At 71.9% G+C, this 14,572-nt stretch carries 13 protein-coding genes and 3 pseudogenes; 9 read left to right on the forward strand and 7 right to left on the reverse strand.

Annotation, left to right across the window (positions count from 1 at the left end):
• Nucleotides 1-14: 14 nt before the first annotated feature.
• Entirely contained in the window at nt 15-371 is a 357-nt protein-coding gene (locus tag IH13_RS0119650) for a hypothetical protein (RefSeq protein ID WP_031086214.1), read from the reverse strand.
• 309 nt (nt 372-680) lie between these two features.
• Between IH13_RS0119650 and IH13_RS0119655 the strand changes: the two genes are divergently transcribed.
• Both IH13_RS0119655 and IH13_RS0119660 read left to right on the forward strand, forming a co-directional pair.
• Complete coding sequence (locus IH13_RS0119655) at nt 681-2,096, forward strand: NAD-dependent succinate-semialdehyde dehydrogenase (protein WP_031086216.1); 1,416 nt, start codon at nt 681-683, stop codon at nt 2,094-2,096.
• 85 nt (nt 2,097-2,181) lie between these two features.
• Nucleotides 2,182-3,009 carry an aldo/keto reductase gene (locus tag IH13_RS0119660; RefSeq protein ID WP_031086218.1) on the forward strand — a complete coding sequence of 276 codons (828 nt, stop codon included), beginning with the start codon at nt 2,182-2,184 and terminating at the stop codon, nt 3,007-3,009.
• A gap of 58 nt (nt 3,010-3,067) precedes the next feature.
• Here the strand turns inward: IH13_RS0119660 and IH13_RS37925 are convergent.
• A pseudogene (locus IH13_RS37925) lies at nt 3,068-4,482 on the reverse strand (dihydrolipoyl dehydrogenase family protein).
• 115 nt (nt 4,483-4,597) lie between these two features.
• Between IH13_RS37925 and trxA the strand changes: the two are divergent.
• Nucleotides 4,598-4,978, forward strand: a complete 381-nt coding sequence (gene trxA / locus IH13_RS0119670) for a thioredoxin (protein WP_031086221.1) — start codon at nt 4,598-4,600, stop codon at nt 4,976-4,978.
• Nucleotides 4,979-5,090: 112 nt separating this feature from the next.
• Here the strand turns inward: trxA and IH13_RS37930 are convergent, their stop codons facing one another.
• Together IH13_RS37930 and IH13_RS0119680 are read right to left on the reverse strand one after the other, a co-directional pair.
• The gene (locus IH13_RS37930; protein WP_051835882.1) at nt 5,091-5,420 is read right to left on the reverse strand and encodes a hypothetical protein; all 330 of its coding nucleotides are present in this window, start codon (nt 5,418-5,420) and stop codon (nt 5,091-5,093) included.
• Between the two features lie 55 nt (nt 5,421-5,475).
• Complete coding sequence (locus IH13_RS0119680; RefSeq protein WP_031086224.1) at nt 5,476-6,504, reverse strand: LacI family DNA-binding transcriptional regulator; 1,029 nt, start codon at nt 6,502-6,504, stop codon at nt 5,476-5,478.
• A gap of 229 nt (nt 6,505-6,733) precedes the next feature.
• Here IH13_RS0119680 and IH13_RS0119685 point away from each other — a divergent pair, with 229 nt between their 5' ends.
• Entirely contained in the window at nt 6,734-7,198 is a 465-nt protein-coding gene (locus IH13_RS0119685) for a type II toxin-antitoxin system PemK/MazF family toxin (protein WP_031086226.1), read from the forward strand.
• Here the strand turns inward: IH13_RS0119685 and IH13_RS0119690 are convergent.
• On the reverse strand, nt 7,183-8,019 hold the full coding sequence (locus IH13_RS0119690) for a TIGR02452 family protein (protein ID WP_031086228.1): 837 nt from the start codon (nt 8,017-8,019) through the stop codon (nt 7,183-7,185). The genes IH13_RS0119685 and IH13_RS0119690 overlap by 16 nt on opposite strands.
• Nucleotides 8,020-8,166: 147 nt before the next feature.
• Between IH13_RS0119690 and egtA the strand changes: the two genes are divergently transcribed.
• The 4 genes and pseudogenes from egtA to egtD all read left to right on the forward strand — a co-directional run bounded on the left by egtA (nt 8,167) and on the right by egtD (nt 12,526).
• On the forward strand, nt 8,167-9,468 hold the full coding sequence (gene egtA, locus IH13_RS0119695) for an ergothioneine biosynthesis glutamate--cysteine ligase EgtA (RefSeq protein ID WP_031086231.1): 1,302 nt from the start codon (nt 8,167-8,169) through the stop codon (nt 9,466-9,468).
• Nucleotides 9,465-10,809: pseudogene (gene egtB, locus IH13_RS37935) on the forward strand (ergothioneine biosynthesis protein EgtB). The gene egtA and the pseudogene egtB overlap by 4 nt, the downstream one beginning before the upstream one ends.
• Nucleotides 10,809-11,567: an ergothioneine biosynthesis protein EgtC gene (egtC, locus tag IH13_RS0119705; RefSeq protein WP_031086232.1), complete on the forward strand. Its 759-nt coding sequence runs from the start codon at nt 10,809-10,811 to the stop codon at nt 11,565-11,567. Before egtB ends, egtC begins: the two are co-directional and overlap by 1 nt.
• Complete coding sequence (gene egtD, locus IH13_RS0119710) at nt 11,564-12,526, forward strand: L-histidine N(alpha)-methyltransferase (protein WP_031086234.1); 963 nt, start codon at nt 11,564-11,566, stop codon at nt 12,524-12,526. Before egtC ends, egtD begins: the two co-directional genes overlap by 4 nt.
• Before the next feature lie 75 nt (nt 12,527-12,601).
• Here egtD and IH13_RS0119715 read toward each other — a convergent pair whose 3' ends face one another.
• Nucleotides 12,602-13,855 (reverse strand): extracellular solute-binding protein, encoded by a 1,254-nt coding sequence (locus tag IH13_RS0119715; protein WP_031086236.1) that lies wholly within the window; start codon nt 13,853-13,855, stop codon nt 12,602-12,604.
• Between the two features lie 202 nt (nt 13,856-14,057).
• On the opposite strand from IH13_RS0119715, the gene IH13_RS0119720 reads away from it, so the two are divergent.
• Nucleotides 14,058-14,273 carry a dodecin gene (locus tag IH13_RS0119720; protein WP_031086238.1) on the forward strand — a complete coding sequence of 72 codons (216 nt, stop codon included), beginning with the start codon at nt 14,058-14,060 and terminating at the stop codon, nt 14,271-14,273.
• A 57-nt stretch (nt 14,274-14,330) separates the two neighbouring features.
• Here the strand turns inward: IH13_RS0119720 and IH13_RS0119725 are convergent.
• Nucleotides 14,331-14,572 (reverse strand): annotated as a pseudogene (locus tag IH13_RS0119725) (hypothetical protein); the annotation flags it as partial.

Here is a 14,572-nt window from a genome sequence, read left to right on the forward strand (position 1 = left end):
CCTGTCGTCGCCCCCTACTCCGCAGGCGCCGCCGTGAGGGACGCGTAGTACGCCCCCAGCCTCCTCAGGTAGAAGAGGTCGTTCGTGTCGTGGTCACGTTCGAAGCGCGGTGCCGCCTTGATCTGGTCCCTGGTGCACCCGACCTTCACGGTCCGGCCGCTCGCGTCGACGGCGGTCACCAGCCCCGCCGGGACGACCACGCTCCGCCCGAACTTCCATACGCCCGCATCGACGACCAGGTGGTCGTAGCCCGGGGTCTGCGACAGCCTGACGACGGTGCCGAGATTCCCGTCCACCGCCTCGACGCCGTAACCGATGACGTCCTTGAACCGCTCCGCCGCCGGGCCTCGCCAGATCCACACCGTGTCCATGTCCTTCACCTTCCGCGCTCCGGGCTGTCGTCACTTCGGCCGGAACCGTCCGTATGCCCCGTGAACCCGGAACGAAAGCGCCTGGCGTGAGCGGTGCGCGGACGAGCGGCCTGCAGACGGCCAGGCGGGGCAGGAGCGAGGACGAGGCAGCGGGCAGGAACGGAACGCCCCGCCCGGAGGATCACACGCCTGAATCGAAAAGGGCCATTTATCAGCACTCGTACTGTTTTCTGATCTTCGCGCCGGGTACCACGCACTGAGGGCGGAACGCACCATTCCGCCATGCCCGACCCCCGTACTGGAGATTCCATGTCGGATCAGCGCAAGAGTTCGTTCGCCACCGTCAGCCCGTACACCGGGGAGACCCTCGCCGAGTTCCCGGAAATCGAAGGCGCAGAAGTCGATTCCGCCCTCGAAACCGCAGGTCAGGCGTTCGACACATGGCGGAAACAACCGATCGGGGAACGCGCCGCGGTGATCGGCCGCGCGGCCGGACTGATGAGGGAGCGCAAGGAGCCACTGGCCCAGCTCCTCACCCAGGAGATGGGCAAGCTGATCTCCGAAGCCCGCGGTGAGGTGGATCTCGCGGCGTCGATCCTCTCGTACTACGCCGAGCACGGCCCCGGCTTCGCCGCAGACGAACCCCTCGACGTCGAGGAGGGCGAGGCCTACCTCGTCAACGAGCCGCTCGGTGTCCTGCTCGGTGTCATGCCGTGGAACTTCCCGTACTACCAGGTGGTGCGCTTCGCGGGGCCGAACCTCGTGCTGGGCAACACCGTCCTGGTCAAGCACGCCGGGATCTGTCCGCAGTCGGCTCTCGCCCTGGAGACGCTCTTCCGCGACGCGGGAGCGCCCCGGGGTGTGTACACCAACCTGTTCGTGAGCCATGACGAGGTCTCGCGCATCATCGACAGTCCGGTGGTGCGGGGCGCCTCGCTGACCGGCAGCGAACGTGCGGGCGCCCAGGTCGCCGAACGGGCCGGGCGCAACATGAAGCCGAGCCTGCTGGAACTCGGCGGCAGCGACGTCTTCATCGTCCTGGACGGCGAAGGGATGGAGCGCACGGTCGGCGCCGCGGTGGCCGGCCGTATGTCGAACACCGGCCAGAGCTGCGTGGCGTCCAAACGGTTCATCGTGCTGGAGGACGTCTACGACGACTTCGTGGCCGGCATGCGCCGCGCGTTCGAGGCGCTGACACCGGGCGACCCGGCGGACGAGGCGACCACGCTGGGTCCCCTCTCCTCGGAGCAGGCGGCGGCGGACCTGGCCGATCAGATCCGCGAGACGGTCGACCAAGGGGCCGAACTCGTCGTCGGGGGCCACCGGATCGACCGCCCGGGCGCCTTCGTCGAACCGACCGTCCTCACCGGCGTCGAGCCCGGAATGCGCGCCTACGCCGAGGAGCTCTTCGGACCGGCCGCGGTGGTCTACCGGGTGGCGGACGAGGACGAGGCGGTCGCCCTGGCCAACGACAGTCAGTACGGTCTGGGCGGCTCCGTCTTCTGCTCGGACGTGGAGCGCGCCCGCCGGGTGGCGGAGCGGGTGGAGACGGGCATGATCTGGATCAACCACCCGACCTCGACCCAGGCCGACCTGCCGTTCGGCGGGATCAAGCGCTCCGGCTACGGGCGTGAGCTCGCCAAGCTCGGCATGCAGGAATTCGTCAACCGCAAGCTCGTGCGCGTCCTGCCCCCCGACGCGGAGCTGCACGGCATCGCGGGCTGAGCGACTTGGCAGGAAGCGACGCCCGGGCGGCCGGCCCCGCCGAGGCGCCCCACACCCCACGTACCCACACCCGTAAGGAGCCACCGTGCCCGCAGTACCGGACGTGACCCTCAACAACGGCGTGCAGATCCCCCAGCTCGGGTTCGGAACCTTCCAGATCCCGCCGGAGCAGACGCGCGAGACGACCCTGGCCGCGCTGGAGGCCGGTTACCGCCACATCGACACGGCGCAGATGTACGGCAACGAGAAGGAGGTCGGCCAAGCGGTCCGGGACTCCGGCCTCGATCGCGCCGATGTCTTCGTGACCACCAAGCTCGACAACGGCGCCCATGCGCACGACGCCGCCCTCAAGGCGTTCGACCGGAGCATGGAGCAGCTGGACCTGGACTACCTGGACCTCTTCCTCATCCACTGGCCCCTGCCGGACAGGGGGGACTTCGTGGAGACCTGGAAGGCCCTGGAGGAGATCTACCGTTCCGGGCGGGTCAAGGCCATCGGGGTGTCCAACTTCCAGCCGCACCATCTGCGCCGGCTCCTGGAGGGCAGCGTGGTGGTGCCTTCCGTCAACCAGATCGAGGTGCACCCCTACCTCACCCAGGACGCCGTCCGGTCCTTCGGGGCCGAGCACGGAATCGCCACCGAGGCCTGGTCGCCCATCGCGCAGGGCAAGGTCCTCGGGGACCCGGTGATCGGGAGGATCACCGAGCGGGTCGGCAAGTCGACGGCGCAGGTCACCCTGCGCTGGCATCTGCAACGCGGGGACATCGTCTTCCCCAAGTCGGTGACCCGCAAGCGCATCCTGGAGAACTTCGACCTGTTCGACTTCGAACTCACCGAAGGCGACATGGGGGAGATCTCCGCGCTGAACCGGGACGAGCGGACCGGGTTCGACCCCGACCGGTTCAACGGCTGAGCGATCGGCAGGCCGGGGCCGGGCCGCGAAGCGGCCGCGGACCGTCGTGGTCGGAGCACTAGCTCCGGCCGCGGTACGTCTCCAGCAGCCGCAGCCAGACCTCGCTGATCGTCGGGTACGACGGGACGGCGTGCCAGAGCCGCTCGACGGGGACCTCCCCGGCGACCGCGATCGTCGCGGAGTGCAGGAGTTCGCCGATCCCCGGCCCCACGAACGTGACACCGAGCAGGACTTCGCGGTCCAGGTCCACCACCATCCGCGCCCGGCCCTTGTAGCCCTGGGCGTACAGTCCGGATCCGGCGACGGAGGCCAGGTCGTAGCCTCCGCCTCGGCCAGGGTCAGGCCGACCGAGGCGGCCTCCGGGTCGGTGAAGACGACCTGCGGGACGGCCGCGTGGTCGGCGGTGGCGGCGTGCGCGCCCCACGGTGCCGTCTCCGGCGGGGCTCCCTGTGCGCGGGCGGCGATCACGTCTCCCGCGATACGTGCCTGGTACTTGCCCTGGTGGGTCAGGAGCGCCCGGTGGTTGACGTCGCCGACGGCGTACAGCCAGTCGCTGCCCTCCACCCGGCAGCTGTCGTCGACGTCCAGCCACGAACCGGGCCTGAGGCCCACGGTGTCGAGGCCCAGGTCGTCGGTGCGCGGGGCGCGGCCGGTGGCGAACAGGATCTCGTCGGCCTCGACGGTGTCGCCGTTGTCCAGTTCCACGGTGACGGGGCCGTCGTGCCCGGCCCGGCTCACCGAGGCCGCCGACACCCCGGTGAGGACCCGGGCGCCGGCCTCGGTCAGCGCCTCACCGACCAGTTGCCCGGCGAACGGTTCCATCTTGGGCAGCAGCCGCTCGCCGCGGACCAGCATCGTCACCTGGGCGCCGAGCCCCTGCCACGCGGTGGCCATCTCCACGCCGACCACTCCCCCGCCGACGACGACGAGCCGGCCGGGCACCTCCTTGGCGCTGGTCGCCTCGCGGCTGGTCCACGGCCGTACGGTGTCGACGCCGGGCAAGGAGGGGACGACGGCCCTGCTGCCGGTGCACACGGCGACGGCGTGCCGGGCGGTGAGGCGGGTCTCCTGGCCGTCGGGGCCGGTGACGGTGACCTCCTTGGGACCGGTCAGCCGTCCCTTGCCGCGGTGGACGGCCGCGCCGATCCCGTCCAGCCAGGAGACCTGTCCGTCGTCCTTCCAGTGGGAGGTCTCCTCGTCGCGGAACGCGAGGACGGCGTCCGCGTCCAGCGGTCCCCGCACCGCACCGCTGAGGCCCGGGACCTTGCGGGCGTCGGCACGGGACACGACCGGCCTCAACAGGGCCTTGCTGGGCATGCAGGCCCAGTACGAACACTCGCCGCCGACGAGTTCGGACTCCACCACCGCCGTGCTGAGCCCGGCTGCCCTGGTGCGGTCCGCCACGTTCTCACCGACGGGCCCCGCACCGATCACCACGACGTCGTATGCGGTCTTCTCCGTTGCGTCAGTCATGGGGCCAGTGTGATCGTGGGTGTGCGCCGCGGCCACATGGGCAGGCGGAATAGCGCAAGCGACGTCGCGGTTGTGCGGGACAGGTCCGAACGGACCCAGGAAGAGGTATCAGCGTATGAGCACCGTAGAGCTCACCAAGGAAAACTTCGATCAGGTCGTGACCGACAACGACTTCCTGCTGATCGACTTCTGGGCTTCCTGGTGCGGTCCGTGTCGGCAGTTCGCGCCGGTCTACGATTCGGCGTCCGAGCGCCACCCCGACCTGGTCTTCGCCAAGGTCGACACGGAGGCGCAGCAGGAGCTCGCGGCCGCTTTCGAGATCCGTTCCATTCCCACGCTGATGATCGTCCGCGACAACGTGGCGGTCTTCTCGCAGCCGGGGGCGCTTCCGGAGGCGGCGCTCGAGGACGTCATCGGGCAGGCGCGGAAGCTGGACATGGACGAGGTGCGCAAGTCCGTCGAGGAGCAGCAGCAGGCTCAGCAGGAGAAGCCGTAAGGTCCCTGGACCCGTACGGCGGCAGGGGCCGGGCCCTCGGGGCCCGGCCCCTCGCGCGTGCTCGGCGGGGGCGCGCAGGGGCGTCCGGCCCGCCGGGTGGGCTGGTGGGGCGTCAGGCCGTCCGCCCGGCGGCTCCCCCGTCCTTCCCCTCCCGCGCGGCGCCGTTCTCCTCCCGTGTGCCCCCGGTGTGCTCCGCGATGCGGACCGTGAGGCCGTAGTCCAGCTCCGCGCCGTCCACCAGGAGCGCTTCCACGGTGTGCGTGGCCGGATCGATGTCCGCCTCCACGCCCTCGCCCGTGTAATGGGGGTACCCCGAAGCCCCCGTCTCGCCGGTGGCCGCGACGACCGCCGAGCGCAGGGCCGTGCCGGGCTCGGCGGCCCGGGAGTCGCTCTGCCTGTGTTCCGGGACCAGCAGGATCTCGTAGCTCTGCGGATGGCTCATGGTGCCGACGCTAGACATCCGTCGTCGGCCGCGCACGTCGTGACACGATCCCCCGTCAGCTGGACTCACGCGCCACGGTCGTGGCCCGCAGCAGGTCGTGGCGCTCCGGTGCACCGCAGTGGTTCGTCACCAGACGGTCGATCATCTCGGCCGGCGGCTGTGCGGTGGCCAGCTCCATCCTGACGCTGCTGAGCCGCGGCCTGAGCAGCCTGCCGAGCATCAGGTCCCCGGCTCCGACGACCGCCGCCTCGGCGGGCACCTCGACGCCCGCGTCCTGCAGGGCCCTCATCAGCAGCATCGCGTACTCGTCGTCGTAGGCAAAAACGGAGTCCAGCCCCAGCGTCCGCCAACGGGCGGCGAGTTCCCCGGCCGAGGCCTCGTCGTACCGCAGGGGCAGCGGCCGGACACGGGCGCCCGTGGCGGACGCCTCGGCCGCGTCGAGGGCTCCCGCCAGGCGCGGCTCGGAGAAGGGTGCGAGACCGGCCTCCCGGGGCATGACCACCCCGATCCGGCGGCGGCCACGGGCGAGGAGATGGCATACGGCGCTGCCGCCGACCTGCCGCTGGTCCAGGACCAGGGCGTGGGCGCCCTCCACCGGCTGCGGGCCGAGGGTGATCACCGCCTTGGCGCCGGACCGTGTCAGCAGGGCTATGCCCCGGGGGGTGAGCCGGACGCCGCTGGGCGCCACGACGGCGACGGGGCGGAGTTCGGCCCAGGCCCTCACCGCCTCGTCTGCCTCCAGTCCGTCACTTCCGTACTGCACGACGGTGTAGTCCAGCCGCCGCAGATCCGACTGCAGGTCCGTGAAGAAGCGCTGCTGGAGAGGGGCGGCCGGCAGGTGCGCGGCGGGCAGCAGCACCATTCTGCTGTGCCCGGCCCGCAGACTGCGGGCCGCCGCGTGCGGGACGTAACCGAGACCGGACGCGGCCTCCCTGACCCGGCGGCGGGTGGCGTCGCTGATCCGCACGCTGGTGTTGTCGTTCAGTACGTAGGACACGGTGGCCCGGGACACCCCGGCGGCCCGCGCCACGTCGGCACTGGTCGGGACGGAGGTACGGGAGGACTGCTCGGGTAACTGGCTCATGGCGTCGGGCAGTCTTCCAGACCCGGTGAGCGGTCCTCCGAGCCGGGGCACCGCTGCCGGACCCTGTCCCTCACGCTGAAGTAGAGGTCGATGGTTCGTCGCGGGGAGCCCGCGGTCCGGTCCTCCCGAATCGCGGGGAGCCCGCGGTCCGGCCCTCCCCTCCCGGGGCCGGCGGGGCGTCACCGGCCCCGCTCCCCAGGCCGTTTCCGGCTGGCCATACGGTATTGCGATGACGTTTCACCAGGACCACAGCAGCGACAGCACCACCGACTTCCCCGGCCGGACCGGCCGGGGTGCCACCACCGAGGCCGATCCGCTCGACGTAGGCCCCGTACGCACGTCGTACGCGCCCGACCGCGACGGCGACCCCGACCCCGGGGAGATCGTGTGGACCTGGGTGCCGTTCGAGGAGAACGACGGGCGGGGCAAGGACCGCCCGGTGCTGGTCGTGGCACGGGAGGCGGCCGGCACGGTCCTGGCGGTGCAGCTGTCGAGCAGGCAGCACGACGGGGACCACGAGTGGGTGTCGCTCGGGGCCGGGCCGTGGGACAGCTCGGGGCGGCCGTCGTGGGTGGACCTGGACCGGGTGCTGCGGGTGCACGAGGACGGGATGCGGCGCGAGGCCTGTGCCCTGGACCGGGGCAGGTTCGACCTGGTCGTGGGGCGGCTGCGGGAGCGCTACGGCTGGAGCTGAGCGGCGAACACCCGGGCGAAGGCGTCCCGGAAGGGGGTGTGGGGGCCGCGCTCCAGGACGGCGAAGACGATCTGCTCGAAGTGGCCCGCGAACCGTCCCCCGTGCGTCAGCGGTGCGTGGAACGCCCCGGCCACCTCGGCCGGGTCGTTCCGGAAGACCCCGCACCCCCAGGCTCCGAGCACCAGTCGGCGGTAGCCGCTGACCGCCGCGACTTCGAGCACCCGTTCGGCCCGGCTCGCGAGTGCGGCGGGGACGAGGTGGGCCCGCTGCGGCTCCTGACGGTGGACGACCCCCGCGTTGGGGGCGGGCGAGGTCAGGAACCCGGCGGTGTACGGCGTGTCCAGGAGACGGCCCTTGTCGTCGCGGAAGACCGGCACCCCGGGCGAGTGGATGACCCGGTCGCTGTAGAGCGCACTGCGTTCGGCGCGGTGGTGGGCGTAGTACCCGGGGGCGCGCAGCAGGGTGGCGTACAGCGCGGACCCGCGGCACAGGGATTCCTCCTGGGCCTGCGCTCCGTTGAGGTAGCCGCCGCCGGGGTTGCGGGCGGAGGCGAAGTTCAGCACGGCCACCTTGCCGGGTGAGGCGGCGGTCATCCGCCGGGCCGCCCGCAGACTGCTCTCGCCGGTCACCTCGAACCCGGGGACGCGGTCGGTGTCCAGGACGGCGACGGGTACCGGCTCGGGGCCGTACAGCCGGGTCCCGGAGAGCGCGGTGGCCAGCGCGCGCTCGATCGTCACCTCGCGCCCTGCGGGTGTGCGGTAGCACCCCGCCTCGACAACGGCCTCCGTCTCGCGCGCGATGGCGCACATCCGTGCGCTCATCGGCGCTCCCCCGTGTGGTGCATACGGGGGATGCTGGCCGCCCCGACGGCAGGAACGCAACCGGTTTTCCGTCGTCCGGGGGCACCCTTGCGCGAACTCCGGTATCGAGTTTGGGTGGTGAGGACGCACCCGAGAGGAGCCCCCAGAATGCCCCTGGACACTCCCGGCGCGCACGGTCCGGCCGTTGAGGCCGAGCCCCTCGGCGAGGGCGAGGCACAGGACCGGCTGCGCGGCATATGTTTCAAGACGGGGCCGCCGCGGACCGTCGGTGTGGAACTCGAATGGCTCATCCATGACCGCGAGCGTCCGGAGGTCGCGGTCTCCCCCGAGCGCCTGACCGCCGCCGCCGACGCCGTGCGCGCCACCCCGCTGGACTCGGCTCTGACGTTCGAGCCGGGCGGACAGCTGGAGCTCAGTTCCCGGCCCGCCGGCTCCCTGACGGCGTGCGTCGACGCCATGTCGGCGGACCTGGCCGCCGTGCGCACCGTCCTCGCCCGGTCCGGGCTCGAACCGGTCGGACTCGGTGTCGACCCGTGGCATCCGCCCCGACGGCTGCTCCAGGAGCCTCGTTACGCCGCCATGGAGGCGGTACTCGACCGTTCGGGCGGCTCCGGCCGCGCCATGATGTGCACCTCGGCCTCCGTCCAGGTCTGTGTGGACGCCGGCGAGGAGGAGCCGGGTCCGCTGGGGTACGGCCGGCGGTGGCAGCTCGGACACCTGCTCGGTGCGGTACTCGTGGCGGCCTTCGCCAACTCACCGTTACGGCAGGGTGTCCGCACCGGCCTGCGTTCCACCCGGCAGGCGCTGTGGACCGACCTCGACCCGGCCAGGTCCCTGGCTCCTCCGGCCTCCCTCTCCCCCCGGGACGCGTGGGCCGGCCATGTGCTGGACGCGCCCGTGATGTGCGTCCGCAGCGACGACGGCTCGCCCTGGGCCGTTCCCGAGGGGCTGACGTTCCGGGACTGGATCCGGGGCGGCGGGCCCAGACCCGCGGTGGGTGCCGATCTCGACTACCACCTGACGACGCTGTTCCCGCCGGTGCGCCCGCGCGGCCACCTGGAACTGCGCATGATCGACGCCCAGTCGGGCCCCGACGGCTGGCTGGTGCCGCTGGCCGTCACCACTGCTCTCTTCGACGACCCGGAGGCGGCCGAAACCGTGTACCGCACCGTGAAACCTCTGGCCGAGACGGCGGGCCCGTCTCCCGCGCCCCGCAACCCGCTCTGGGCGACTGCCGCCCGGGACGGGCTCGCCGACCCCGAACTGGCCGCCGCCGCCGCGGTGTGCTTCGCCGCCGCCTCGCACGCGCTGCCCCGGCTCGGTGCGAGCAGCCGGGTGCAGGATGCGGTCGCCGCCTTCACCGACCGGTACGTGGCGCGTGGCCGTTGCCCCGCCGACGACCTCACCGACCCGCCCCGGGTCCGGCACGGAAGGGGCCCGGCCCGATGACCGATCAGGCAGCCGTTCCTCCCCTCGGTGAGGACGTCGACGCGGAGATCCTGCGCGTACACGCCCGCACCGCGCTCGCCACCGCGCGCACCCGCACGGCGCTGCTGACCGACAGCGTCGACGACCACGACCTCACCGCCCAGCACTCCCCTCTGATGTCGCCGCTGGTCTGGGACCTGGCGCACATCGGGAACCAGGAGGAGCAGTGGCTGCTGCGCGCCGTGGGAGGGCTGGAGGCGATGCGGCCGGAGATCGACGGACTGTACGACGCGTTCGAACACCCCCGGGCCAGCCGGCCCTCGCTGCCGCTGCTGCCCCCCGCCGAGGCGCGGATCTACGCCGCCGACGTACGCGGCAGGGCCCTGGACGTCCTGGAGGGCACGCCGCTGCACGGCGGGAGCCGCCCGCTCGTGCGTGCCGGTTTCGCCTTCGGCATGATCGCCCAGCACGAGCAGCAGCACGACGAGACGATGCTGATCACCCACCAGCTGCGCTCGGGGCCCGCGGTGCTCGACGCACCGGAGCCGCCCCGGCCGACCGACGCGGCAGGTCTCCCGGCCGAGGTCCTGGTCGAGGGCGGACCGTTCACCATGGGGACCTCCACCGAGCCGTGGGCGCTGGACAACGAACGGCCCGCGCACCGGCGGGAGGTGGACGCGTTCTTCATCGACACCGCCCCGGTGACCTGCGGCGCCTACCGGCGTTTCATCGAGGACGGGGGGTACGGCGAGGAGCGGTGGTGGGCGCCCGAGGGCTGGGCGATGGTCCGCGCGCACGGACTCTCCGCCCCCCTGTTCTGGCGCGAGGACGCGGGGCAGTGGCTGCGCAGGCGGTTCGGGGTGAACCGAACCGGTGCCTCCGGACGAGCCGGTGCTGCACGTGAGCTGGTACGAGGCGGACGCGTACGCCCGATGGGCGGGCAGGCGGCTGCCGACCGAGGCGGAGTGGGAGAAGGCGGCCCGGCACGACCCCGCGTCGGACCGTTCGCTCCGCTACCCCTGGGGTGATGCCGACCCGACCACCGAGCACGCCAACCTGGGTCAGCGCCATCTCCGTCCGGCGGCGGCCGGGGCGTACCCGGCGGGGCGCTCGTCCGCGGGCGCCGGGCAGTTGATCGGTGACGTGTGGGAGTGGACGTCGAGCGACTTCCTCCCCTACCCGGGGTTCGTCGCGTTCCCCTACCCGGAGTACTCGCAGGTGTTCTTCGGGCCGGGACACAAGGTGCTGCGCGGAGGGTCGTTCGCGGTGGACGCGGTGGCCTGCCGCGGCACGTTCCGCAACTGGGACCTGCCGGTGCGCCGTCAGATCTTCTCCGGTTTCAGGACCGCGAGGGACGCCTGATGTGCCGTCATGTGGCCTACCTCGGCCCGCCGGTGGCCCTGGGGGAGATACTCACCGATCCGGCGCACTCGCTCGTACGCCAGTCCTGGGAGCCGCGGCGTCAGCGGTCCGGCACGGTCAACGCGGACGGTTTCGGGGTCGGCTGGTACGCGCAGGGCGACCCCGTGCCCGGCCGCTACCGCCGCGGCGGCGGGCCCGTCTGGGGCGACGAGACCTTCGCCGATCTGGCCCGGGTGGTGCGCAGTACGGCGCTGCTCGGTGCCGTACGGGACGCCACCCGGGCGGGTGCGGACGGCGAGGCCGCCACCGCGCCGTTCGCCTCGGGCCCCCTGCTGTTCAGCCACAACGGGGCGGTGCGGGGCTGGCCCGGCTCACTGACCTCGCTGGCCGGTACCCTGCCTCCGGAGCGGCTGCTCGATCTGGCGGCGCGCAGCGATTCGGCACTGGTCTGGGCGCTCGTGCTCCGCCGGATCGCCGAGGGCGAAGAGCCCTCCGGGGCGCTCGCGGACACCGTGTACGACATCGCCGCGGCGGCCCCGGGCTCCCGGCTCAATCTGCTGCTCACCGACGGTGCGGTGATCACGGCGACCGCGTGGGGCGACTCGCTCTGGTACCTCCACGAGCCGGGCGTGCGCACGGTGGTGGCCTCGGAGCCGTACGACGACACCCCGTACTGGCACGAGGTCCCCGACCGCACGCTGCTGGCCGCGACCCGCACCGACGTCCTGCTGACCCCGCTCAAGGAGCCCCCCGCGTGAGTCCCTTCCTGCTGACCCGCACCCTGCCGCTGGACGCGACGGACGCGGCGCTGCGCGCCGACGTGCTCGACGGCTTGACCCGGAACCCGAAGACGCTGCCGCCTAAGTGGTTCTACGACGCCCGCGGCAGCGACCTGTTCGAGGAGATCACCCGCCTGGAGGAGTACTACCCGACCCGCGCCGAACGCGAGATCCTGCGCGCAAGCGCCGGGGACATCGCGGCGGCGTCCGGGGCCCGCACCCTGGTGGAGCTGGGCTCGGGTTCCTCGGAGAAGACCCGGTACCTGCTGGACGCCCTGCCGGAGCTGGACACGTATGTGCCGGTCGACGTCAGCGAGAGCGCCCTGACGCACGCGGCCGGGGCGCTGCTGGCCGAGCGCCCGGGGCTCTCGGTGCACGCCCTGATCGCCGACTTCACGCAGCCCCTGGAGCTTCCAAAGACCCCGGGGCCCCGGCTCGTGGCGTTCCTGGGCGGGACCCTGGGCAATCTGCTGCCCGGCGAACGCGCCGAGTTCCTGCGGGACGTACGGGACCGGCTCTCGCCCGGTGACGGTCTGCTGCTGGGGACGGACCTGGTGAAGGACGAGGCGACGCTCGTCGCGGCGTACGACGACGCACGGGGGGTGACGGCCGCGTTCAACAAGAACGTGCTGTCGGTGGTGGACCGCGAGCTGGGGGCGGACTTCGAGCTCGACGACTTCGACCACGTCGCCCTGTGGGACGCGGAGCACGAGTGGATCGAGATGCGGCTGCGCGCCCGGCGGGCGCTCACGGTGAAGATCCGGGAGCTGGACCTGGTCGTGCCGTTCGAGGCGGGCGAGGAGCTGCGGACGGAGATCTCGGCGAAGTTCCGTGAGGAGGGCGTGCGCGGGGAGCTGGCCGTGGCGGGGCTGCGGCTGGACGGGTGGTGGACGGATACGGCCGGCCGGTTCGCGCTGTCCCTCTCGACGGCCCGCTGAGCGGCGCGCACCGCCGTCGGACGGGGTACGGCACGTGCCCGGGGACTGTGTGCCGTACCCCGTCCGACCGGGGGTTCAGCCCGTGATGAGCTTGGCCGTGATGCGTTCGGACGCCTTCCTGGCCTCGTCGGCGGGGTCGCCGCCCTCCAGCACCGCGGTCATGTAGGGCTTGATCGGGTTGACGGCCTCGACGGCCGCCCAGTGCGGCGAGTTGGGGGTGGCGCGGCCCTGCGCGGCGCCTTCGGCCATCGCCGCGGTGCCTTCCTGGCCGTCGATGACGTGGGCGAGAGAGGGCTTGTTGGGGACGTAACTCATCGTGCGGGCGAGCTCCTTCTGCCACTCCTCCCCTGCCAGCGCCTTGACGACCTCGATGCCCTCGCCGCGCTGCCTGCTCTTCTCCGGGACGATCAGGTCCGAGCCGCCGGTGAAGACGGCGCCCGGCTTGTCCGCGCGCTTGCCGGGGATCGGGAAGAACCCGAGCTTGCCCTTGAGCGCCGGGTTCTTCTCCTCGATGGCCGCGGCGTCGCCCGGCGTGGTGATGATCTGGGCGACGTCCCCCTCGGCGAACACGTCGGTCTGCGGGGGCGTCACCTCGTCGGCGTCCTTGGGACCGTCACCGTGCTGCTGCAGCTGCTTGTAGAAGTCCATGCCCCTGAGCGCGGCGGGTGTGTCCAGGGCTCCCTGCCAGTCACCGCCGCTGTCGTCGGCCAGTTCCCCGCCCTCGTCCCAGATGAACCCGGACAGGACGTACCAGTTCTGGCCCGCGAGATAGATGCCCTGCTGCCCGGCCGTGTTCAGCTTCTCGCTGACCTCCAGCCACTCCTTGCGGGTCTTGGGCGTCTCGGTGATGCCCGCCTGTTCGAAGAGGTCCTTGTTGTAGATGACGACGCGGTTGGCGGCGTACCAGGGGATCCCGTACTGGCCGCCGTTGACACTGCCGGGCTCGGCGAGGCCGGGGAGCCAGTCCTCACCCCCGAGGTCGCGCATCGACTCCAGGGTCAGGTCGCGCAGGGCGCCGCTCTGCGCGTACTGGGCGACCTGGGTGTTGCCGACCTCGATCACGTCCGGCGCGTCGTTGCCGTCCAGCACCTCCATGATCTTGGGGCCGATGCCGCTCCACTCCTGAATGACGAACTCCAGTTCGACCGAGGAGTGCTCCTCCTCGTACGCCTCGGCGAAGCGGTCCAGGAAGTCCTGGGTGACGCTGCCCTTCATCAGCCACACCTTCACCGTACGGCCGTCGCCGCCCAGGCCGGGAAGATATCCGCAGCCGGTCAGCGCGAGGGAGGAAACGAGCACGACGGCTCCGGCCAGAATGCGGTTCTTCACTGGAGTCACCTTCTGCGAAACGGCACGACGGAACACAGGACCCGGGTGGGGGGCTGCGGGCGGCGCTCGCACGGGTGTGTGGCTGGATTTTGGTATGGACCAATGAGGAGGTCAAGCCCCGGCCACCGACGGCCCGGCGGCCCCCCAGCCTCGCGCGGCAACGCGGAGTAAGGCACCGTGGAAGGACGAAAGGAGACAATAGATGTCCAATCACACCTACCGGGTCACCGAGATCGTAGGAACCTCCGAGGAGGGCATCGACGCGGCGATACGCAACGGCGTCGCAAGGGCCTCCGAAACGTTGCACAATCTCGACTGGTTCGAAATGACGCAAGTGCGTGGTCATATCGAGGACGGTCGGATCGCCCACTTCCAGGTGGGCCTCAAGGTGGGCTTCCGTCTCGACGGCGACACCTGACGGATGCGTGCAGTGGCCGGCCCGGATGCCCGTCTGCGCAGGTCCGGAGCGAACCGTTCAGGTACGCCCCTGGCGTTCCTGGGCGTCCCTCATCTCCGGCGACGGGACGGCCCACCGGGCCCGTACGACGGTGAAACCGGCGCGCTCGGCCGCGTCACAGACCAGCTCGTCGTCGTCGACGAGAAACCGGACCGCCCGGTGCCGGGCGAGCCGCTTCAGGAGTTCCAGCTTGGTGTGCCGGGCCGGGCGGCGGTCGTCGTCGCGGCGCATGTGGACCTCGCCTCTCGGCAGGCCCTGCC

Origin of the sequence: Streptomyces sp. NRRL WC-3549, from assembly GCF_000721935.1 — a bacterium.
Taxonomy (GTDB): Bacteria; Actinomycetota; Actinomycetes; order Streptomycetales; family Streptomycetaceae; genus Streptomyces.

Excerpts from the sequence above, each read along its gene's own strand:
- egtC (WP_031086232.1), top strand. The coding sequence starts at position 10,809 with ATGTGCCGTCATGTGGCCTACCTCGGCCCGCCGGTGGCCCTGGGGGAG.
- IH13_RS0119685 (WP_031086226.1), top strand. The coding sequence starts at position 6,734 with ATGACGTTTCACCAGGACCACAGCAGCGACAGCACCACCGACTTCCCC.
- trxA (WP_031086221.1), top strand. The coding sequence starts at position 4,598 with ATGAGCACCGTAGAGCTCACCAAGGAAAACTTCGATCAGGTCGTGACC.
- IH13_RS0119690 (WP_031086228.1), bottom strand. The coding sequence starts at position 8,019 with ATGAGCGCACGGATGTGCGCCATCGCGCGCGAGACGGAGGCCGTTGTC.
- IH13_RS0119720 (WP_031086238.1), top strand. The coding sequence starts at position 14,058 with ATGTCCAATCACACCTACCGGGTCACCGAGATCGTAGGAACCTCCGAG.
- IH13_RS0119655 (WP_031086216.1), top strand. The coding sequence starts at position 681 with ATGTCGGATCAGCGCAAGAGTTCGTTCGCCACCGTCAGCCCGTACACC.
- egtA (WP_031086231.1), top strand. The coding sequence starts at position 8,167 with ATGCCCCTGGACACTCCCGGCGCGCACGGTCCGGCCGTTGAGGCCGAG.
- IH13_RS0119680 (WP_031086224.1), bottom strand. The coding sequence starts at position 6,504 with ATGAGCCAGTTACCCGAGCAGTCCTCCCGTACCTCCGTCCCGACCAGT.
- IH13_RS0119650 (WP_031086214.1), bottom strand. The coding sequence starts at position 371 with ATGGACACGGTGTGGATCTGGCGAGGCCCGGCGGCGGAGCGGTTCAAG.
- IH13_RS37930 (WP_051835882.1), bottom strand. The coding sequence starts at position 5,420 with ATGAGCCATCCGCAGAGCTACGAGATCCTGCTGGTCCCGGAACACAGG.